Annotated in this window: 16 protein-coding genes; all 16 read left to right on the forward strand. The window is 75.7% G+C overall.

Features of this window, described 5'->3' with window-relative positions:
* Nucleotide 1 precedes the first annotated feature (1 nt).
* The 16 genes from ACFVSN_RS02250 (at nt 2) to ACFVSN_RS02325 (ending at nt 20,530) form a co-directional block, all read left to right on the forward strand.
* Entirely contained in the window at nt 2-748 is a 747-nt protein-coding gene (locus ACFVSN_RS02250; RefSeq protein ID WP_387599553.1) for a hypothetical protein, read from the forward strand.
* A complete protein-coding gene (locus ACFVSN_RS02255) occupies nt 745-1,428 on the forward strand; it encodes a hypothetical protein (protein ID WP_387599550.1) in 684 nt (227 codons plus the stop codon). The genes ACFVSN_RS02250 and ACFVSN_RS02255 overlap by 4 nt, the downstream gene beginning before the upstream one ends.
* Nucleotides 1,425-2,615, forward strand: a complete 1,191-nt coding sequence (locus ACFVSN_RS02260; protein ID WP_387599547.1) for a DUF4255 domain-containing protein — start codon at nt 1,425-1,427, stop codon at nt 2,613-2,615. The genes ACFVSN_RS02255 and ACFVSN_RS02260 overlap by 4 nt, the downstream gene beginning before the upstream one ends.
* The gene (locus ACFVSN_RS02265) at nt 2,612-4,609 is read left to right on the forward strand and encodes an ATP-binding protein (RefSeq protein WP_387599544.1); all 1,998 of its coding nucleotides are present in this window, start codon (nt 2,612-2,614) and stop codon (nt 4,607-4,609) included. The genes ACFVSN_RS02260 and ACFVSN_RS02265 overlap by 4 nt, the downstream gene beginning before the upstream one ends.
* Nucleotides 4,606-4,890, forward strand: a complete 285-nt coding sequence (locus tag ACFVSN_RS02270; RefSeq protein WP_387599542.1) for a hypothetical protein — start codon at nt 4,606-4,608, stop codon at nt 4,888-4,890. Before ACFVSN_RS02265 ends, ACFVSN_RS02270 begins: the two co-directional genes overlap by 4 nt.
* Entirely contained in the window at nt 4,880-6,772 is a 1,893-nt protein-coding gene (locus tag ACFVSN_RS02275) for a DUF4157 domain-containing protein (protein WP_387599539.1), read from the forward strand. Before ACFVSN_RS02270 ends, ACFVSN_RS02275 begins: the two co-directional genes overlap by 11 nt.
* Nucleotides 6,769-8,817: a DUF4157 domain-containing protein gene (locus tag ACFVSN_RS02280; protein WP_387599536.1), complete on the forward strand. Its 2,049-nt coding sequence runs from the start codon at nt 6,769-6,771 to the stop codon at nt 8,815-8,817. The genes ACFVSN_RS02275 and ACFVSN_RS02280 overlap by 4 nt, the downstream gene beginning before the upstream one ends.
* Complete coding sequence (locus ACFVSN_RS02285) at nt 8,814-9,446, forward strand: hypothetical protein (protein ID WP_387599533.1); 633 nt, start codon at nt 8,814-8,816, stop codon at nt 9,444-9,446. Before ACFVSN_RS02280 ends, ACFVSN_RS02285 begins: the two co-directional genes overlap by 4 nt.
* Before the next feature lie 57 nt (nt 9,447-9,503).
* Nucleotides 9,504-9,839 carry a LysM domain-containing protein gene (locus tag ACFVSN_RS02290; protein WP_380440826.1) on the forward strand — a complete coding sequence of 112 codons (336 nt, stop codon included), beginning with the start codon at nt 9,504-9,506 and terminating at the stop codon, nt 9,837-9,839.
* Nucleotides 9,832-10,953, forward strand: coding sequence for a hypothetical protein (locus ACFVSN_RS02295; RefSeq protein ID WP_380440828.1), 1,122 nt, complete (start codon nt 9,832-9,834; stop codon nt 10,951-10,953). The genes ACFVSN_RS02290 and ACFVSN_RS02295 overlap by 8 nt, the downstream gene beginning before the upstream one ends.
* Nucleotides 10,950-11,480 carry a phage baseplate assembly protein V gene (locus ACFVSN_RS02300; protein WP_387599530.1) on the forward strand — a complete coding sequence of 177 codons (531 nt, stop codon included), beginning with the start codon at nt 10,950-10,952 and terminating at the stop codon, nt 11,478-11,480. Before ACFVSN_RS02295 ends, ACFVSN_RS02300 begins: the two co-directional genes overlap by 4 nt.
* Nucleotides 11,481-11,483: 3 nt before the next feature.
* Complete coding sequence (locus ACFVSN_RS02305; RefSeq protein ID WP_380440832.1) at nt 11,484-11,834, forward strand: hypothetical protein; 351 nt, start codon at nt 11,484-11,486, stop codon at nt 11,832-11,834.
* 3 nt (nt 11,835-11,837) lie between these two features.
* Nucleotides 11,838-12,200, forward strand: a complete 363-nt coding sequence (locus ACFVSN_RS02310; protein WP_387599527.1) for a GPW/gp25 family protein — start codon at nt 11,838-11,840, stop codon at nt 12,198-12,200.
* Between the two features lie 73 nt (nt 12,201-12,273).
* Nucleotides 12,274-15,126 carry a putative baseplate assembly protein gene (locus ACFVSN_RS02315; RefSeq protein WP_387599525.1) on the forward strand — a complete coding sequence of 951 codons (2,853 nt, stop codon included), beginning with the start codon at nt 12,274-12,276 and terminating at the stop codon, nt 15,124-15,126.
* A complete protein-coding gene (locus tag ACFVSN_RS02320; protein ID WP_387599522.1) occupies nt 15,123-18,413 on the forward strand; it encodes a putative baseplate assembly protein in 3,291 nt (1,096 codons plus the stop codon). The genes ACFVSN_RS02315 and ACFVSN_RS02320 overlap by 4 nt, the downstream gene beginning before the upstream one ends.
* On the forward strand, nt 18,410-20,530 hold the full coding sequence (locus ACFVSN_RS02325) for a hypothetical protein (protein WP_387599519.1): 2,121 nt from the start codon (nt 18,410-18,412) through the stop codon (nt 20,528-20,530). Before ACFVSN_RS02320 ends, ACFVSN_RS02325 begins: the two co-directional genes overlap by 4 nt.
* Nucleotides 20,531-20,533: the final 3 nt, after the last annotated feature.

The raw sequence follows: 20,533 nt of genomic DNA on the forward strand, positions 1-20,533 counted from the left end.
GATGGACGAACTCACCGGAGCCCCAGCCGATGTCACCGCGCTGACGGAGGAGGGCCTGCTCGCCGTCTGGGAGGCCGGGCGCGGGCAGGACCCGGTCCGGCGCGCCCTGGTGCTCGCCGCGGCGGGCGGCGGCGATCCGGCGGCCGTCGCGGACCTGGCCGTCGGGCGGCGCGAGGAGCTGGTGCTGGGCCTGCGCGTGCGGTGCTTCGGCCCCGGCCTGCCGTGCGCCGTCACCTGCCCGTCCTGCCGGACGGAGCTGGAACTCGAACTGACCGCGCAGGACGTGACCGCCGCGGCGCCGGAGGGCGAACGCGTCGTGCGGGCCGGGGGTTTCGAGCTCGCGTTCCGTCCGGTCACCACCCGGGACCTGCTCGCCGTCCGGGGCGCGCCGCGCGCCTCCGCCCGGCGGGCCCTGCTCCGGCGGGTGCTGACCTCGGCGGTCGCGGACGGACGGCCGGTCGCCGCCGACGCGCTCCCGGCGGACGTCCTGGAGGCCGTGGCGGGCGCCCTGGCCGGGCGGGATCCGCAGGCGGACGTCCGGCTGGACCTCGACTGCGCGGAGTGCGGCCACGCCTGGACGTCGCCCTTCGACGCCTCCGGCTACCTGTGGGCCGAACTCGACGCCCACGCCAGGCGGTTGCTCCACGACGTGCACGCGCTCGCCACCGCCTACGGCTGGACGGAGGCCGAGGTGCTCGCGGTCGGGCCCGAACGACGGCAGCTGTACCTGGAGTTGGTGACGGCATGAACGACTTCGTGAGCCGCCTGCTCGGCGGCGCGGACGGGCCACCGGTCCGCCCGCTGATCGGGTCGCTCTTCGAGCCCCGGCGGAGGACGCAGCCGTGGCTTCCGTTCACCGAACCTTCCCCTCTCCCCGCGGAGTCGGAGGTCGCTGACGCCAACCCTCCGGCCGCCCAGCAGGAGCTGCCCGTCGGCGCGCCGCCCGGTCTCCCCCTGGCACAGCGCGCCTCCACCGGGCGCGCACCCGAACCTCCGCAGGCCGTCCGGGCGGAGCCCCCCACCGGCCCCGGACGGCCTGCGGAACCCACCGCCTTCGCCCTCCCGAAACCCCGCCGTGCGGACGCCCCGCCCGGGGAACCCGCGCAGGAGGAGGGCCCGTCGGAGCAGCACGCCACACCCGAGGAGCACGCGGAGGACGCCCCGGCGGCGCCCGCACCCGACCCCGTCCGCGCGCGCCCCGTGCCGTCCTCCCCCATCGACGCGTCGCTCGTCGACCCGCTCCTCACGTCCCGGCGCGAGCGCGCCGCCGCGGTGCCGACCGTGCGCATCACCATCGGCCGCGTCGAGGTCCGCACCGGCCGCCAGCCGCCCGTCCCGCAGCCGCCGCGCCGGATCCCCGGGCGGCGCCCGGCGATGAGCCTGGAGGACTACCTGCGCACCCGCTCCGAGGGGGGCGGCGGGAGGTGAGCGACGAAGAGGCCATCGCCGCCGTCACCAAGACCCTGAGCGGACTCGTGCTCGGCGCCCTGGCCGACGTGCCCGGCGCGGGCGTGGACACCCGTCCCCTGGACGAACTCGTCGACGGCACCCGCGACAAGCTCGTCAACCTCTACCTCTTCCAGGCCGACGTGGACGACGCCCTGCGCAACGCCGGCCAGCCCGACCTCGCCCCCGGCGAGAGCGGCGGTCCGCCGTTCCCGCTCACCCTGCACTACCTCGTCACGCCGTTCGTCAAGCGCGACCCCGGCCTCGACGCCCAGCGGCTGCTCGCCCGCGCCGTCCGCGTCCTGAACGACAACCCGGTGCTCCAGCGCGGCGAACTGGCCGCGTTCGCGCCGGAGAGCGACGTCGCCAAGCAGCTCGACCGGATCCGGATCACCTGGCAGCCGTTCGGCGAGAAGGACATCTACTCGCTCTGGACGGCGTTCCAGACCCCGTACCGGATGTCGGTCGCCTACGAGGTCGGCGTGGTGCTGATCGACGGCCACCGCCCGCCGACCGTCCCCGTGCCGGTGCTCACCCGGGGCGCGGACGACCGCGGGCCCGTCGCGCAGGGCTTCCTCCCGCTCGGCCTGCCGGCCCTCGACGCCGCCGTGCCGCCGGGCGGGCAGCCCGCCGTCCGGGGCGGTGAGACGGCGGTGCTGCGCGGCAGCGGGCTCGCGGCCCCGGCCGAGGTGCGGCTGAGCCATCCGCTGCTCCCGGCGCCGGTCGCCGTCGCCCCGGACCACGTCACCGGTACCCAGGTGCAGTTCACCGTCCCCGTCGGCACGGCCGCCGGGCTCTGGTCGGCCGGGCTCTCCCTCGCCGGGCAGCTCACCAACGAGGTCCCGCTCGCCGTCGCGCCCCGGATCACGCACCTGCCCGCGCAGGTCGGGCGGCACGCCGACGGGAGCGCACAGATCGACGTCCGCTACTCCCCCGCCGCCCTGCCCGGACAACCGGTGCTGCTGGTCCTCGACGGCCGCGCCGTCCCACCCGACCCGCTGCCGCACGGCGTGCCGCGCCCGCCCGGCCACGCGCGGTTCACCGTGCCGGACGCGGCCCCCGGGCGGCACCTGGTGCGGTTGCGGGTCGCGGGCGTGGACAGCCTCCTGGTCGACCGCTCGGGCACCCGGCCGGTGTTCGACCCGAGCCAGGCGGTGACGGTCCTGTGAGCGGCGGGACGGGCGAGGAGAAGGAAGCCGCCAACGGCCGGTTCCTCGCCGCGTCGCTCGCGTGGTTGCGGCTGCTGCTGCACCGGGCGATCGCGGACGGTCCGGCGCGGACGGAACTCCCGCGCACCCGGGGGTTCCGCCGCGCCGCGGCCACTCCGACCGTCACGAAAGTGACCGATCGTCAACTCGCTTCAGCTGCAATGAAGATCAGCGATGTCGAGGCCGTCGCCACCCCACCCCTCGCCGAACTCGCCGGCCGCCTCGGCCTCACCCGCTTCGAGCGCGACACCCTGTTCCTGTGCGCGGCCGTCGAACTGGACCCCTCCATCACCCGCCTCTACGCCCTCGCCCAGGGCGACGAACGCCTCACCCACCCCACCTTCGGCCTCGCCCTCGCCGTCCTCCCCGACCCCGCGTGGGACGTCGTCTCCCCGCAAGGCGGCCTGCGCTACTGGCAGTTGGTCGAGATCGCCCGCCCGCCCGGACAGAGCCTGGTCGGCAGCGTCCTGCGCGCGGACGAGCGGATCGTCAACCACCTCAAGGGCCTGAACGACCTCGACGACCGCCTCACCCCGCTCGTCGAGCGCTTCCGCCCCGGCTCCCCCGCCGACCTGCCGCCCTCCCAGCAGGCCGTCGCCGACGAGATCGCCCGCACCTGGCGGCGGCCCGGCGCACCCGTCGTCCAGCTCGTCGGCGCCGACGCCCCCGGCAAGCGGCTCGTCGCCGCCCGCGCCGCCGCCGAGAGCGGACTGCTCGTCTGCCGCCTGCCCGCCGCGCTGCTGCCCGCCGAACCCGCCGCACTCGACCACTTCGCCCGGCTCTGGCGCCGCGAGGCCGCCCTCCTGCCGCTCGCGCTCTACCTCGACGCCGAGGACACCGACCCCGCGGACCCGCTGCCCGAACGCTTCCTCGCCCGGGCCGGCGGCGCCCGCCTGCTCGCCGCCCGCGAGGGCCGCCCCGACCCGGACGGCGAGGCACTGCTCCTCGACGTCGCGCCGCCGACCCCGGCCGAACGGGCCCGCGCCTGGCGGGACTTCTACGGCCCGGTGCCCGAAACGGACGCGCTCGCCGCGCAGTTCGGGCTGGAGCTGCCCGCCATCCGCGCGGCCGCCGCCGTCGCCGACGGGGACCCGGCGGCCGCCTGGCGGGCCTGCCGGATCCGCACCCGGCCCCGCCTGGACTCCCTCGCCCAGCGCCTCGAACCCAAGGTCACCTGGGACGACATCGTGCTGCCCGAGGCCGGCCGGCGCGCGCTGGAGCGGATCGCCGACCAGGTGGCGCACCGCACCACGATCTACGAGACCTGGGGCTTCGGGGAGCGCATCACCCGGGGCCTCGGCGTGGCCGCGCTGTTCGCCGGCCCGAGCGGCTCCGGCAAGACGATGGCCGCCGAGGTGCTCGCCCACCACCTGCGCCTCGACCTGTACCGGATCGACCTGTCCGCCGTCGTCAGCAAGTACGTCGGGGAGACGGAGAAGAACCTGCGCCGCCTGTTCGACGCGGCCGAGGACGGCGGCGCGATCCTGTTCTTCGACGAGGCGGACGCGCTGTTCGGCAAGCGCAGCGAGGTGCGGGACGCGCACGACCGCTACGCCAACATCGAGGTCAACTACCTGCTCCAGCGCATGGAGGCCTACCGGGGCCTCGCCGTGCTGGCCACCAACCTGCGCTCGGCGCTGGACGGCGCGTTCCTGCGGCGGCTGCGGTTCGTCGTCGAGTTCGAGTTCCCCGGCCCCGAGCAGCGCCAGGCGATCTGGGCGAAGGCGTTCCCGGACCCGGCCCCGCGGGGCGGTCTCGACCTCGACCGGCTCGCCCGGCTCCAGGCGAGCGGCGGCATGATCCGCAACATCGCCGTCAACGCCGCCTTCCTGGCCGCCGCCGCGGGCACGCCGATCACCATGCCGCACGTCCTGTCGGCCGCCCGCAGCGAGTTCGAGAAGCTCGAACTGCCCATGACCGAGCGGGACTTCGCCTGGGAAGGAGAGCGGCCGTGACGATCGAGCTGCACATCGACCACCTTGTTCTCGACGGCCTCGACGGCTTGGACGGCCTGGACGGTCCCGACGGCCCGGACGGCTCGCGCGGCGCCACGGAGGCGATCGCCGCCGCCCTGCGCACCGAGCTCGCCCGCCTCCTCTCCTCCGCCCCGGCGGCGACGTGGCGCCCCGCCCGGGCCGGCGTGCTGCGCGGTCCCGAGGTGACCGTCGGCGGCGCCGAGTCGACCGGACGCGAGCTCGCCGGATCCGTCTTCCGGGCGGTGCGCGATGGGCGCTGAACACGTCCACCGTCCGGCCGACCGGGCCCGGGGGAAGGCCGAGAACGCCGGCGCGCCCCTGCCCGCGCCCACCGCCGAGCGGATGGGCGCCGCCCTCGGCCAGGACTTCAGCGAGGTCCGTGTCCACACCGGTGCCGACGCCGACCGGGCGGCCCGCGCGGCCGACGCCCAGGCGTTCACCGTCGGCCACGACGTCGTGTTCGCCAACGGCGACTTCGCCCCGGGCACCGAGCACGGCGACCGGCTCCTCGCCCACGAACTCGGCCACGTCGTCGAGCAGCGCACCACCGGCCCCCGGCTCGCCCGCCAACCCGCCGGGCAGCCGGTCGCCCCGCCGGAGACCGACCGGGGGCTCTTCGTCGACGAGGCGACCCGGTTCCTGCGCGGCGCCGCCGAGTACTACGGCCTCTCCGGCCCGCCGGGCCCCGGTGGAGGGCCGCTGGTGCGGGTCCAGCCCGCCGCCGTCCCCGGCCGGCTGAAGGACTTCCTGCGGATCCGTGACGACGCCTCGACCGCGATCACCGCGGTGCTGGGCGGCGACCCGACGCGCACCGGCACCCTCCGCAGGGCCTACGCCGACGCCGTCCGCACCCTGCTCACCGCGGCGGCCGCCGCCTCCCCCGGCACGACCACCGACGCGCTCTACCTCCGGCACCAGCAGCTCATCCACGCCTGGGGCTGGCCCGAGACCCGCCCCGACCCGCAGCGGAACGTCCTCCTGGACGCCCTGCCCGCCGCCGAACGGACCCGGATCCGGGTCACCACCGACGACGTGACCCTCGCGGGGATCGCCACGGTCTTCGGCCCCAATCCGCCCATCCGCCCGCTGCCGCCGGACACCGCCGTGACGCTCGCACCCACCATCCCCGCCGGACAGCGGACGGGCCTCGCCAACCTGGCCCGCTACCTCGTCACCGACACCCCGCCGCTCCTCGCGCCGAACCGGAGCACCACGCTGCGCCTCGACCTCACCGCCCAGGGCGGCGGCCGGGGCACCTACCGGTTCACCGAGGTCGAGCACCCCGGCCCGCCCGTCCGGCGCGAGGTGCTCGTGGAGCACCTCGCGACCCTCGGGCCGGAGCGCGACCAGGGCCAACCACGGCCGGGCGGCGACGAGTTGTTCACCCGGCACCGGTTCGTCCGCGGCACCGCCTGGACCGACGGCGAGTACGCCCAGCTCCTCGGCGCGCTGGCCGCCGTCCCCGACGGCGTCCTCGGCCGGATCGAGCAGATCACGTTCGTCCGCGTGGCCTCCCTGCCCTCGGGACACGACGCCGAGTACTCGCTCGCGGACCACACCGTGTCCGTCGCCGACAGCGCCTTCCAGGGACGGGCCGGCTCCCTGCGCGCCTTCCAGGGCCCCGACCAGCCGGGGAGCGGCTTCCAGCGGCTGATCGCGCACGAGCTCGGGCACGCGTACGACTGGGCGGCCCTGCGCGCCGCGCAGACCGCCGCCGCCCAGGCCACCACGGCGCGCAACACCTTCCTCCAGCAGAACGGGCGGCCCCGGCGCGGCGGACGGTTCTCCATCCCGCCCGGCCAGACCGCCGCCTGGGACCGGGTCCGGCACGCCGACGACGACGCCCGGGCCGCCGTCGGCACGGCCCGCGGCGGGTCCGGCGCCCGCTTCGTGCGCGACCCGCGCACCGGGACGAACACCCTCACCGACGCCCTCCCCACGGGCGAGGCCGCCGCCTTCCGCACCGCCGCCGCCCAGGACGGCGACACCCGGATCACCACCTACGCCGACCGCAACTGGCGCGAGTTCTACGCCGAGTCCTTCGCCCTCTACCTCACCGACCCGGAGACCTTCCAGCGCCTGCGCCCCCACCTGTACCGGCACTTCGCCGACCGCCTGCCCGCCCCGGGGAGGCAGCCGTGACCGCCCGCGAAGTCGCCGAACCCGCCGACCGCACGCCCGTCCTCCGGCGCTGCGGCACCGAGGCCTGCGGGTGCGAGACCGACGAACCGCAGCTGCGGCGCCACGCCACCGGCGAAGGCCCGGCGCTGGCACCGCCGGAGGTCCGCGCGGTGCTCGGCTCCCAGGGGGCGCCGCTCGACGCGGAGGCCCGCGAGCTGCTCGAACCGCGCTTCGGCCAGGACTTCAGCAGTGTGCGGGTGCACACCGACGACCGCGCGGCGGCGTCGGCGGAGGCCGTCCGCGCGCGGGCCTACACGGTCGGCACGGACATCGTCTTCGCGTCCGGCCGCTACGCGCCGCACACCACCGAGGGCCGTCACCTGCTGGCCCACGAGCTCGCGCACGTCGTCCAGCAGCGGCAGGCCGCCCCCGGGCTCGCCGCCGCGCCGCTGGAGGTGGGCGCGGCGGACGCTCCGGCCGAGCGCGAGGCCGAGCAGGTGGCGCGCTCCGTCACCGCCGGGGCGGCCACGCCGGTCCTGGCCACCGCGCGCACCAGCGGGGTGGTGGCGCGCCAGACGCCGCCCGGCGGTCCGGCCCCGGCCCGCGTCGTCTTCCTCGACCCGAGCGTGTTCGACCAGATCGCCCGCGGCAACACCGGGGCCGCGAACGCCCTGCGGTCGATGCTGTCGTCCGGGGTCAGGGTGCTGGTGTCGGACCAGGCCTACCAGGAGCTGATCGTCAACCGCGCGATCCCCCGCCAGGCCGTCGCCAATCAGCTGCTCCTCGACGAACTGGGCATCGGCCGCGCCCCCGCGCTCCCCGCCGGGGGCGCGCAGTCCTTCCTCCAGCAGGTGAAGGCCGCCAAGGTCCCGATCGCACCCGCCGACGCCATCATCGCGGGCGAGGCGGTGGCGGGCGGGGGCGAGTTGTGGAGCTTCGACCGCGTGGTGCGGAACAACCCGGGCAACCTCAAGCCCGTCGGGGTCCGCGTCGCGCCCGAGAGCACCAGCGTGCCCCTGGTGGCCGGCACCAAGGACTACCGGGTGGCGCGTCAGCTGCTGAACCTCCGGCCCGTGGACATCTCCCTCACCGGGACGATCACCCGCGGACCGGGCGGCGGGCCGGGCGGCGGAACGCCACCGCCGGGCGGCACACCCCCGCCCGGCGGCGCGGCGCCTCCGGCCCCTGGCGCCCCTCCCGCCGGTGGAGCGCCTCCCCCCGCCGCCGGCGGGCCCACCGCGGCCGCCCGCGCCGTCCCCGCGACCACCGCCGGTCGCGTGCCGCCGACGGGCCGTGCGGCGACGGCCCCGTCCGCCGAGGCCCTCGAACTCGCCGCCGAGACCGGCCGGGCCGCCCGCACCAACCTGCGCCTGCTGGCCGCCGCCCGGGTCTTCGTGATCGCCACCCAGGTGCTCCAGGTCAAAGGCGCGCTCGACCTCCTGGACAAGTTCACCGCCATCGCCCAGCGCGGACTCTCCGGTCAGGGCCTCGTCCTTCCCGACGAGGTGGCCGCCGCGGCCAGGATGGCCACCGAGGCGGAGGCCTGGCGGGACGCGGCCGCCGACTTCTCCGGCCGCTTCCAGGGCGAGTCCTTCCGGCTGCTCGGCGCCGCGGCCGATCCCGTCTCGGCGGGCCGCACGGCCGGCCGGCTCTCCGAGCGCGTGGACCAGCTCACCTCGTCCCGCTGGGACCTGCCCGCCCGGATCGCGAAGGTCGAGGGCGCCCTGACCGCCGTCCGGGCCAAGCACCGGGCCGCGATGGCGATCCTGGAGTCGCAGTCGGCCCGCGTCGCCATCGCGACCGCGACCCAGGGCACCGGCGAGCTCGCCGAGCTCTTCGCCGCCTCCGTGGACCTCGAACGGATCAGGAACTCCCTGGAGAACACGCTCACCGCCCTGCGCGCCGTCGACGCGACGGTCTCCGCCGACATCGCCTTCGGCACCGCCTGGAGTGACGCCCTGTTCGACACCTGCGTCCGCGGCGGGGCCTGTTCCCGGGCCACGCTGGAGATCCCGTTCGTCGGCACGTCCAGGATCCGTTTCCTGCCAGGAGAGGAGGGGCCGTGACCGCGTTCCCCGAGGCGTTCAACCCGGTGCGCGGCGGGTTCGTGCTGGTCGACCCCGACCGCGGCACCGTACAGCGCACGATCCCGTTCCAGTACAACCCGGACACGCTCACCCGCACGCTCACCCCACAGGGCATCGGCAGCGAGCCCGGCGACCGGCTGGAGGTGCTGCGGCTCAAGGGGCCGGCGCACGAGCAGTTCCGGTTCGACGCCGAGTTCGACGCCGCCGACGCCCCGGAGAAGTACCCGGACGGGCTCCACCCGGTGCTCTCCGCCCTGGAGTTGAGCATGTACCCGACGGTCGAGCAGCTGCGCCACGAGGACGCCCTCGCGCGGGCCGGGCAGATCGAGGTGGCGCCGATGGAGTCGCCGCTGCTGGTCCTGGTGCTCGGTCCCAAGCGGGTGGTGCCGGTGCGGATCACCGAGTTCACCGTCACCGAGGAGTTCTTCGACCAGGCACTCAACCCGGTGCGGGCGAAGGTCGGGGTCGGCGTGCGGGTGCTCACCGTGGACGACCTCGGCCACCAGCACCACGGCGGGGTGCTCTACCTGACCTACCAGGGCCGCAAGGAGGGCTTCGCGCAGTCCGTCCGCAATCCGGTCTCCGACGTCGGCACGCCGCGCGTCTGACGATCCCGCGCGTCCGACCGACCCCGCGCGTCCGACCGACCCCACGAGGAGACAGCCGTGTTCGCCCTCACCAGCCGCTACCGCGCCCTGCCGACCGCCACCCACCGCCTGCCGGACGGGCGGACGGTGACGTACGTCCGCCGGCGCTTCCTGCCGCACCCGGAGGACCTCACCCTCCTGCGCGAACACGTCGTCGCCGCGGGCGAGCGGGCGGACCGGATCGCCTTCGCCGAACTGGGCGACGCCGAGCTCGCCTGGCAGCTCGCGGACGCCAACCGGGCCGACGACCCGGACGAACTCGCCGTCACCGGGCGGCGGTTGCGCGTGACACTGCCCGCCGTGCCGGGGCCGGGCGCCGCCTCGCTGCTCGTCCCCGGAGCGCTCCATGGCTAGGAGCGTCCAACTCCTGCTCCGGATCGGCGACATCGTCACCGCGCCCGCGCCGCAGCCGCTCATGGACGCGCTGCAGTCCGTGCAGGTGACGTCGAGCGCCGGGGCCCGCAGCGGCTTCCAGCTCACCTTCGCCGTCAGCAAGAAGTCCGTCATCACGCGGACGCTGCTGCCGGCCGGCCTGCTCGACCCGCCCGCCCGGGTGGTGATCGCCGCGATCGTCGCCGGTTCCACCGAGGTGCTGATGGACGGCGTGATCACCCGGCACGAGCTCAACCCCGGCGACGCGCCCGGCACCGGCACGCTCACCGTCACCGGCGAGGACCTCACCCTCCTCATGGACCTGCGCACCGAGCACGCCTGCTACCCGGCCATGCCGCACAACGTCCGCGCCACGCTCGTCCTGCTCAAGTACGCGCTGTACGGGGTCGTTCCGGTCGCCGTCCCGCCGATCGTCCCGACCGTCCCGAACCCGCTCGACCAGATCCCCGTCCAGTCGTCCACCGACCTCGCGTACCTGCGCAGCCTCGGCCAGGAGGTCGGGTACACCTTCTACCTCGTGCCGGGACCGGCGCCCGGCACGAGCATCGCCTACTGGGGCCCGGAGGTGCGCATCGGCGTGCCGCAGCCCGCGCTGACCGTCAACTCCGGTGCGGCGGACAACGTCGAGCACCTGTCCTTCTCCTTCGACGGGCTCGCGCGCACGCAGTACACCGTCCGCATCACCGAACCCACCACCAAGATCGGCATCTCGGTGCCGATCCCCAGCCTCAGTCTCCTCAAGCCGCCGCTCGCCGCCCGCCCGGCCGTCGCCCTGCGCGAGGAGCCGCTCGTCAAGGTCACCGACCGCTCGCTCACCGACGCGATGCTGCGCGCCGTCAGCGTCACGTCCCAGGCCGCCGACGCCGTGTCCGGGCAGGGCAAGCTCGACGTCCTGCGCTACGGCCGCGTGCTCGCCGCGCGCGGCCTCGTCGGCGTGCGCGGCGCGGGCCCCGCGTACGACGGCCTGTACTACGTCGGCAGCGTCACCCACGACATCAAGCGCGGCGAGTACACCCAGAGCTTCACCCTCGCCCGGGACGGCTTCGTCCCCTTCACCGACCGGGTGGCCCCGTGACAGCGCCCAGCGCCAACCAGCAACCCGACTTCCGCGACCTCTACCGCGGCGTCGTCGTCTCCAACTTCGACCCGCTGCAACAGAACCGCGTCATGGTCCGGGTCGACGACGTCCTGGGCAACGACCCGTGCATCTGGGCCGTCCCGCAGTACGCGACCGCCGGGATGCACGTCGTGCCGGCCGTGCAATCCGGCGTGTGGGTCAAGTTCGAGGACGGCGACGTCAACCGGGCCGTGTGGACCGGGTTCTGGCGCGGCGGGACGATCGAGCAGCCGCCGGTCGCCGCGCTCGTGCCGCCCGAGGTGCCGCAGGTCGTGCTCAGCACCCCGGGCGGCACCTACGTGCTGCTCACCGACGCCACCGAGCCCACCGGCGGCATCCGGCTCCAACTGCACGGCGCCGCAGGGCCGTACATCAAGCTCAGCGAGGCCGGGATCGAACTCTCCTGCGGGCCCGGCCTCGCGAGCATCCGCCTCGTCGGCACCTCCGTGATCATCAACAACGGCACGCTCGTCGTACCGCAATAGCGCTTGGGGGACCACATGCCCGGCCTCGCCCTCCACACCGGAGCGACCATGACCTGCCCGCACGGCGGCACCGTGACCATCCTGCCCGCCGGGCCGCCCGGGGCGCTGGTCCAGGGGATGCCGGTCGCGACCAGCGCCGGCCGGCTCGTGATCGCGGGCTGCGCCGTGACGCCGCCGTGCGCGACCGTGCAGTGGGCGAACGTGTCCTCCGTGCTCGTCAACGGCGCGCCGCTGCTGGTGCAGGCGCCGCCGCCGACCCCGCCGCCCGTGCCCGGCGGCGGGGTGTGCATCGGGTCGCCGACTCCCGCTCCTCCGCTGGTCCTTGCGATGCAGACCCTCGTCACGGGGCTGTGAGCCATGGACCCGGCCTTCCCCTTCCGCATCGACGGCCGCGGCCGCACCGCCGAGGCCGCCTACCCGGACCACGTGCGCGACATGATCGAGCAGCTCCTGTTCACCACCCCCGGCGAGCGCGTCAACCGCCCCGACTTCGGCTGCGGCCTGCTCGACCTCGTCTTCGAGCCCGACAGCGTCGAACTCGCCGCCGCCCTCCAGGTCTCCGCCGAGGGCGCCCTGCACCGCTGGCTCGGCGACGTCATCGTCGTCGACTCGCTCCGGGTGACGGCCGAGGAGAGCACCCTGCGCATCGAGCTGCGCTACCTGCTCATCGCCACCGGCGAGGTCCGCACCGACGTCCTCGAAGGGAGCGTGGCGCCGTGAGCGAGCGCAGCGAGCGAACCATCAAGAGGTGCCCATGGGTCACAGCCTCTGCCGAGCGTAGCGAGGTGGGGGCATGACCTGCTCCGACGAGCGGCGGCGCGCCAAGCTGCGCTCCTCCGACCTCAACGGCATCGACAGCGTGGACGTCCTCGACGACGCCCTCGTCGTCGTCCTCTTCGGCAAGGCGCCCGCGGGCCTCACGCCCGCCAACTTCCGCATCGACGGCGGCGAGCGGATCACCGGCATCACCGTCACGGCGGTGCGCCGGGAGGCCGACGCGGAACGGGAGTTGGCCGACCGGCTGGTCCTCGCCGTCGACCGGCCCGGCGATCTCTCCGCCTACCGTCTGAGCGTCGTCCGCGCCGACCCGCACGGCAGGCCGAGCACCGACCCATACCCCGGATTCGACCCCCGGCACGCGAGCGCCGCGTTCACCTTCCGGCCCGAATGCGCGACGCTCGACTGCGCCCCCGCCGACACCTGCGCGCCCGCGCACCCGCCCGCGCCCGAGATCGACTACCTCGCCAAGGACTACGCGAGCTTCCGCCAACTCCTGCTCGACCGGCTCTCGTTGACCATGCCCGCCTGGACCGAGCGGCACGTCCCCGACCTCGTCATCACCCTCGTCGAACTCCTCGCCTACGAGGCCGACCGCCTCGGCTACCGCCAGGACGCCGCCGCCACCGAGGCCTACCTCGACACCGCCCGCCACCGCGTCTCCGTGCGCCGCCACGCCCGGCTCGTCGACTACGCCATGCACGACGGCTGCGCCGCCCGCGCCTGGGTCTGCCTGGAGACCGACGAGGAACTCACCCTGCCCGCCGGGGACTTCCGCTTCCTCACGCTCGCCCCCACCGTCCTGCCCGAGCTCGGCCCCGCCCTGCTCGCCGCCGACCTCCAGCAGCGCCGCCACCTGCCGCCGTACCAGGTCTTCGAACCCGTCCACGCCGAACCCGTGCCGCTGCGCCCCGCCCACAACCTGATCCACGTGTGGACGTGGGGCGACGCCGAGTGCTGCCTCCCGGCCGGTGCCACCTCGGCCTCCCTCGCCGACGGTTCACCGGACCGCCGGGCCCTGTGCCTGCGCCCCGGCGACGTCCTGGTCTTCGAGGAGGTCCTCGGCGCCAGGACGGGCGCCCCCGCCGACGCCGACCGCACCCACCGCCAGGCCGTCCGCCTCGTCTCCGTCACCGAGGACCTCGACCGGCTCTACGACCAGCCCCTCCTGAACGTCACCTGGGCCCACGAGGACGCGCTGGCCTTCCCGCTCTGCGTCAGCGCGCGCGGCGGCCCCGACTGCACGGACCTGGAGGTCGGCGTCGCGCGCGGCAACACCGTGCTCGTCGAGCACGGCGCGAGCATCGACTGGTGCCGCCAGCCGGCGGAGCCGATCGACGTGCCGGTCGCGCCGGCGCAGGAACCCGGCTGTCCTTCGTGCTGCGCAGACGACACCGTCGGCCGGCCGGCCTACCCGCCGCTGCCCGTCCGCTTCTCCCCCGCGCTGCGCCTGCTCCCCGTGACGCAGAGCGCCCCCTTCCCCACCGACGCCGTCATCGCCGCCGCCCAGGCCGCGCGCCTCCTCGGCCTGCCCGACCGCGCCCGGCAGCGCCTCACCGCCATCTGGCACCGCCTGCCCCCGCACGACGGCACGCTCACTCCCGCCGAACGCGCCTATCTGGTCGTGCTGTTCGGCGAGGCCGTCCTCCAGCGCCTCGGTGCCGACGACCACCCGCGCGAGGCGCTGCGCACCCTGCTCGCCCGCTTCGACGACCTCCTCGCGGCCAAGCTCGCCCGCCTGCGCGAGCTCGTCCGCCGGGCGAGGGCCGGCCAGGTGCTCCGGCACGACGCCGAGGGCTGGGAGCTCGGGCAGAGCTGGGGCGAGGACGAGGCCGCGCACCTCCGCGAGGACGACCCCGCGTTCCGCGGCCCGGCCGCCCTTGCCACCACCCCCGACCCCCGCGCCGCGCTGCCCGCCGTCTGCCTCACCGACCAGGACGGCCACGACTGGCACCCCCGCCGTGACCTCCTCGACAGCGGCCCGGCGGACCGCGACTTCGTCGGCGAGACGGACGACGACGGCGTCCTGCTGCTGCGCTTCGGCGACGGCCTGAACGGCGCGGCGTTCCCCCTCGCCGACGCCCCAGGCGCGCAGTGCGCCGCCCGCTACCGCGTCGGCAACGGCACGCCCGGCAACGTCGGCCCCGAGGCGATCAGCCGGATCGTCCTCTGCGCCACCCACCAGCACGGCATCCGCGCAGTCCGCAACCCACTGCCCGCCGCCGGCGGCGTCGATCCCGAGCCCGTCGACGACGTCCGCCGCCTCGCGCCGGTCGTGCCGACCACCCGGCTCCTGCGCGCGATCACCGCGGACGACTACGCGGCGCTGGCCGCCGCCGTCCCGGGCGTCCGCCGGGCGGCGGCGGACCTCCGCTGGACGGGCAGCTGGTACGAGGCGCAGGTGGCCGTCGAGGCCTTCGGCACCGAGACGGCCCCCGACGCGCTGCTCGACGCCGTCCGGGCGGCGCTGTTCCGCTACCGCCGGATCGGCCACGACCTCGCGGAGTCCACCGCGACGCTCGTCCCGCTCGACGTCGCGCTCCACGTGCGGGTCGAGCCCGACCACGTCGCCGGGCACGTCCGCGCCGGGCTGCTGGCCGCCTTCGCCGCGCTCTTCGCCCCGGACGCGCTCGTCTTCGGCGACCCCGTCCGGGTCAGCCGGCTGGTCGCGGCGGCAGCGGCCGTCCCCGGCGTGCAGCACGCCGAAGTCACCCGCCTGCACCGCCTGTTCGCCGATCCGGCCGACCGCGGCGACGCGCTCACCAGCGGGGTGCTGCCGATCGGGCCGCTGGAGGTCGCGCAGCTCGACAACGACCCGTCCCGGCCCGAACACGGCCGCCTCGCGCTCGACTTGGAGGGCGGCCGATGACCTGCACGTCCGGCTCCTGCGCCGACACCTGCTGTACAGGCGTGGAGGCCGTCACGCCGACACCCGTCTTCAACCCGCCCGGGCAGCCCGCGCTCGCCTACCGCGCGGGCACCTACGCGACCTTCCGCGCGTCCATGCTCGCCCGGCTCTCCAGCCGCCGCGCCCTCGACCCGCTCACCACCCGCGAACCGGACGACCCCGCGATCGCCCTGCTCGACTGCTGGGCGGTGGTCGGCGAGGTGCTCACCTTCTACCAGGAGCGCATCGCCGACGAGGGCTACCTGCGCACCGCCACCGAGCCGGAGTCCCTCGACCACCTCGGCCTGCTCGCCGGCCACCGCCCCCGCCCGCCGCTCGGGTCGAGCACCCACCTCGCGTACACGCTCGACCCGGGGGCGCACACCCTCGTCCCGGCCGGGTCCGGGGTGAAGAGCCAAGCGGCGGCCGGGCAGCTGCCGCAGACCTTCGAGACGAGCGAGGACCTCGTCGCCCGCGCCGAGTGGAACACCCTCGCCGTCCGCCTCGCCGACCCGCCGGACATCACGCGCGAGAACATCGACTCGGCGCTCGTCACCTTCGCCGTGGACGGGACGACCGCCAACCTCCGCAAGGGGGACCGGCTGCTGTTCACGTTCGCCCCGACCGGCCTCGCCCCCGACGTCCACGCCCGGACGGTCGCCGAGTCCGCCGTCGACTTCACCGCCGGACGGACCGAGGTCACGCTCGTCTCCGCCACCACACCGCTCGGCGCGTTCACCGCCGCCGTCGCCGCCCTCGCCGACGCCGTGCGCACCGCCACCGGGGACGCCGTGACCCGTACCGACCCGGTGGCGGCACGCATCGTCAGCGACATCCTCACCCCGCTGGCGGCCCTGCTCCTGCCCACGCTCACCCCGGCCGGCGCCCTGTTCGAGGTCGCCCCCGAGCTCCAACGGCTCACGGAGGCCGTCGCGTTGGCGGCCCGCGGCGCGAGCTGCGCCCTCGCCGACTGGCTCGGGTCCGACTCCACCACCACCCCGAGCGCCGTCGCCACCGTCCGGAGCGACGGCGCCGCCCTGCTCGTCCTCGCCGCCCGACTGGCCCGCCGGACGGACCCCGAGCTCACCGGACTGCGCTCGCTCGCCCGCTCGCTGGTCTGCCCGGTGAGCTGCGAAGCCGACCCCACGGACGGCGGCGACGACTGCCCCGACCCCTACCAGGCCGTCGGGCTGGTCGCGTTGACGCCCGTCCTGCCGGCCCTGCGCCGCCCGCCGTCCCGCCCGCCGACGTCGGCGCGCGCCCTGGACACGTCCGTCCGGCAGCTGTTCCGGCCCGACGCGGACGCCCACCTGCGGCTGCTCGCCGCCGCCGACCCCCGGCTCAGCGGGCTGTACGACGCGTGGCGGCGCGAGCGGATCACCGACCCGCCGCCGCTCGCCGGGCTCGTGGTCCTGCGGGTCCGCGCCGCCGTCGCGCTGGCCCGGCGGAAGACGCCCGCCTCCGACAACCGCGTCGACCAGGTCCTCCTCGATTCCGTCCACGACACGGTCCTCCCCGGGCGCCCGGTCCTCGTCGGCACCGGCGACGGCACGGACACGCTCGTCCTCTTCCCCGACCGCGTCCTGCCCGCCCAGCTCGACGTGACCGACCCGAGCGGCCGGAAGATCGGTGAAGTCACCGTCACCATGCTGGAGTTCGACACCCCGGTCGAGGCGTCGAAGCTCGCCAGGGGCACCCCGCTGTGGGCCCAGGGCGAGCCGCTCACCCCCGTCGGCCCGCCGATCCCCGACGACGTCGGCGCCGCCGCGATCGACCTCGCCCAGTGCTACGACGGCCTCAAGCCCGGCCGCTGGATCGTCGTCTCCGGCGAACGCACCGACGTCCCGCACACCAGCGGCGTGCAGGCCGCCGAACTCGCCATGATCGCCGGCGTCGGCCAGCGGCTGGACCGGACGGTCGACGGCGAGCCGGTGCTCCAGCGCGGCCAGGGCCCGCAGACCCGCCTCCTGCTGGCCAACGACCTCGCCTACACCTACCGCCGGTCCAGCGTCACGGTCTTCGGCAACGTCGTCGCCGCCACCCAGGGCGAGACCCGCGACGACGTCCTCGGCAGCGGCGACGCGAGCGTGCCGGGCCAGGCGTTCCCGCTGCACTTCGTCTCCGACTCCACCCCGCTCACCTGGACCGCCGCCGACAACCCCCTCGGCGCGCAGAACTCCCTCACCCCCCGCGTCAACGGCGTCGCCTGGCACGAGACCCCCGCCCTCGCACTCAACGGCCCCAACGACCACGCCTACGAACTGCGCGGCGCCACCGTCGCGTTCGGCGACGGCGTGCACGGCGCCCGGCTCCCCACCGGCACGCAGAACGTCACCGCCCGCTACCGCACCGGCGCGGGCGCCTCCGGCAACCTCCCCGCCGGCAAGGTCAACCAGCTCGCCGCCCGCCCGCTCGGCGTCAGCGCCGTCACCAACCCGCTGCCCGCCACCGGCGGCGCCGACGGCGACGGCCCCGACGACGCGCGCACCGTCATTCCGCTGCGGCTGCGGGCGCTCGACCGGCTGGTGTCCGTCCAGGACTACGAGGACTTCACCCGGGCCCGGGCGGGCATCGGCAAGGCGAGCGCCGCCAAGCTCTTCGACGGCACCCGGGAGGTGGTGCACGTGACCGTCGCGGCGGTCGGGGACGCGCCGGTCGACCCGCTGTCCGACCTGTTCACCACGCTCGAACGCTCGCTGGTGGACTTCGGGGACATCGGCGTCCCGGTCCGGGTGGCCGCGCGGGAGCTGCGGCTGATCGTGCTGGACGCCGGCGTCAAGGTGCTGCCCGACTACGCGTGGGAGCTCGTGGAACCCGCCGTCCGGGCGGCGCTGGCGGCCCGGTTCGGCTTCGCCGCGCGGACGCTCGGGCGGCCCTCGTACCTGAGCGAGGCGATCGCGACGATCCAGGGCGTCGAGGGCGTGGACTACACGGACGTGCACGTCTTCGCGGACGTGCCCGGCGACGTCACCCCGATCCAACTGGCGCAGCTGGCCGACGGATTGACCACGGCCAGCGCCTGCCTCCCGGCACTGCCGGCCCACTTCGAGCAGATCCGGCACCGGATCGTCCGCGGCGACACGCTGACCACGGTCGCCCAGCGGTACGGCCTCGACCTCGCCGAACTCGCCGCGCTCAACCCGGCGTTGGACTCGCCGAAGCTCGACATCGGCCGCCACCTCACGGTGTACCGCGGCATCCGCCCCGCCCAACTCGCCGTCCTCCCGGCCGACGTCCCCGAGGCCCTCACCCTCCGGAGGCTCCCGTGATCGCCGACCGCCTGTACGACCTCCTCCCCGCCGTCGTCCGCACCCGGGACGCCGAACAGGGCTGGCCGCTCCGGGCGTTGATCGGCGTCATCCAGGAGCAGGCCGACGTCATCGAGGCCGACATCGACCAGCTCGCCGACGACTGGTTCATCGAGACCTGCCAGGCCTGGGTGGCCCCCTACCTCGGCGAGCTCGTCGGCTACCGCGTCCTGCCCGGCTCCGCCGAGGCCCTGACCACCCCGCCCGGCGGCACCCCCACCGAGGCCGCCCGCCGCCTCCTCGCCGCCGTCGCCGGCCGCCGCGACGTCGCCCACACCGTCGCCAACCGCCGCCGCAAGGGCACCCTCGCCCTCCTGGAGCAGCTCGCCGCCGACGTCGCCGCCTGGCCCGCGCACGCCGTCGAGTTCCGCACCCTCCTCGGCCTCACCCAGCCCGTCCGCCTCCTCGGCCGCGACCCCCGTGCCGACCGCCGCCGGCTCGCCCGCGGCCGCACGGCCGACCTCCACGCCGTCGACGAACTCGACCGCCTGGGCGGCCCGTTCGAGCGCACCGCCCGAACCGTCGACGTCCGCCGCATCGACTCGGCCCGCACCCAGGGCCGTTACAACATCCCCGAGGTCGGCCTGTTCCTCTGGCGGCTGCGCCCGTACCCCGTCACCCGCGCGCCCGCCCACTGCGACGACCGCGCCCGCACCCGCTTCACCTTCAGCGTGCTCGGCAACAGCGCGCCGCTGATCGTCAGCCCGGTCAACGCCCCCGGGGCGCGCCTCGCCGACGAGAGCGCCGTGCCCGCGTTCATCCGCCGCCGCGCCTTCGCCGAGCGCACCGCGCAGTTCTACGGCCCCGGCAAGAGCCTGTGCGTCTACGTCGGCGACGAGCCCGTGCCCCTGCACCGGATCGTGCCCGCCGACCTCACCGGCTGGCGCCACCACCCCGCCAACGACCAGGTCGCGGTCGACCCCGTCCTCGGCCGGATCGCCTTCCCCGCCCGCCACGCACCCACCGAGGGCGTGTGGGTGGACTACCACTACGGCTTCAGCGCCGACCTCGGCGGCGGCGAGTACGTCCGCCCGGTCGATCTGCGCCGCCCGCCCGCGTTCTACCCGGTCGGCAAGGGCCACCAGCTCACCGGCATCGACGCCGCGCTGCGCCGCTGGCAGGCCGACAAGGCCGCCGACCCGGGCGGCAGGCACGAGGCCGTCATCGAGATCACCGACAACGGGGACTACCTGGAGCACCTCGCCGTCACCCTCGACCCCGGCGACCGCCTCACCATCCGCGCCGCCCAGCGGACCCGGCCGCTCGTGCGCATCCTCGACTGGAGCAGCAACCGCCCCGACGCCCTGCACGTCATCGGCCCCGGCCCTGCGCCAGGTGGGAAGCCCCCGTGCATCACCTTCGACGGCCTCCTCATCGCCGGCCGCGGCCTGCGCGTCTCCGGCGGCGTCGGCGCGGTCACCGTCCGCCACTGCACGCTCGTGCCCGGCTGGTCGCTCGACCAGGAGTGCAACCCCGAGCACGTCGAGGAGGCGAGCGTCGAACTCGCCGACACCCCGGCCTGTCTGCGGATCGAGCACAGCATCCTGGGCCCGGTCGTCGTCAACGCCGACGAGGTCCACGCCGAGCCCAACCGCGTCTCGCTGCGCGACAGCGTCCTCGACGCCACCGCCCACGGCCTCGCGGCCCTGTCCGCCCCGGACCGCCGCCCGGCGCACGCCGTCGTCGACCTGCGCCGCACGACCGTCCTCGGCTCGGTCCTCACCCACGCCGTCGGCCTGGTCGAGAACACCATCGTCACGGGCTGCCTGCACGTCGACCACCGCCAGTCCGGCTGCGTCCGCTTCACCCGGCTCGGCCCCGGCTCCCGCACGCCCCGCCGGTTCCACTGCGTCGACGGCCCGCCCCTCCCCCGCTTCACCAGCACCCGCTACGGCACCCCCGGCTACGCCCAACTCGCCCAGGACTGCCCCGACGTGATCCGGCGCGGCGCCGACGACGGTTCCGAGATGGGCGCCTTCCACGACCTCTTCCAGCCCCAGCGCGAGGACAACCTGCGGCTGCGCCTGGCCGAGTACACCCCCGCCGGCTGCGACGCCGGCCTCGTGATCGTCACGTGACCG

The sequence above is a fragment of the Kitasatospora sp. NPDC057904 genome (assembly GCF_042887925.1).
Lineage (GTDB): Bacteria > Actinomycetota > Actinomycetes > Streptomycetales > Streptomycetaceae > Kitasatospora.

Excerpts from the sequence above, each read along its gene's own strand:
- ACFVSN_RS02255 (WP_387599550.1), top strand. The coding sequence starts at position 745 with ATGAACGACTTCGTGAGCCGCCTGCTCGGCGGCGCGGACGGGCCACCG.
- ACFVSN_RS02295 (WP_380440828.1), top strand. The coding sequence starts at position 9,832 with ATGGCTAGGAGCGTCCAACTCCTGCTCCGGATCGGCGACATCGTCACC.
- ACFVSN_RS02275 (WP_387599539.1), top strand. The coding sequence starts at position 4,880 with ATGGGCGCTGAACACGTCCACCGTCCGGCCGACCGGGCCCGGGGGAAG.
- ACFVSN_RS02320 (WP_387599522.1), top strand. The coding sequence starts at position 15,123 with ATGACCTGCACGTCCGGCTCCTGCGCCGACACCTGCTGTACAGGCGTG.
- ACFVSN_RS02315 (WP_387599525.1), top strand. The coding sequence starts at position 12,274 with ATGACCTGCTCCGACGAGCGGCGGCGCGCCAAGCTGCGCTCCTCCGAC.
- ACFVSN_RS02310 (WP_387599527.1), top strand. The coding sequence starts at position 11,838 with ATGGACCCGGCCTTCCCCTTCCGCATCGACGGCCGCGGCCGCACCGCC.
- ACFVSN_RS02250 (WP_387599553.1), top strand. The coding sequence starts at position 2 with ATGGACGAACTCACCGGAGCCCCAGCCGATGTCACCGCGCTGACGGAG.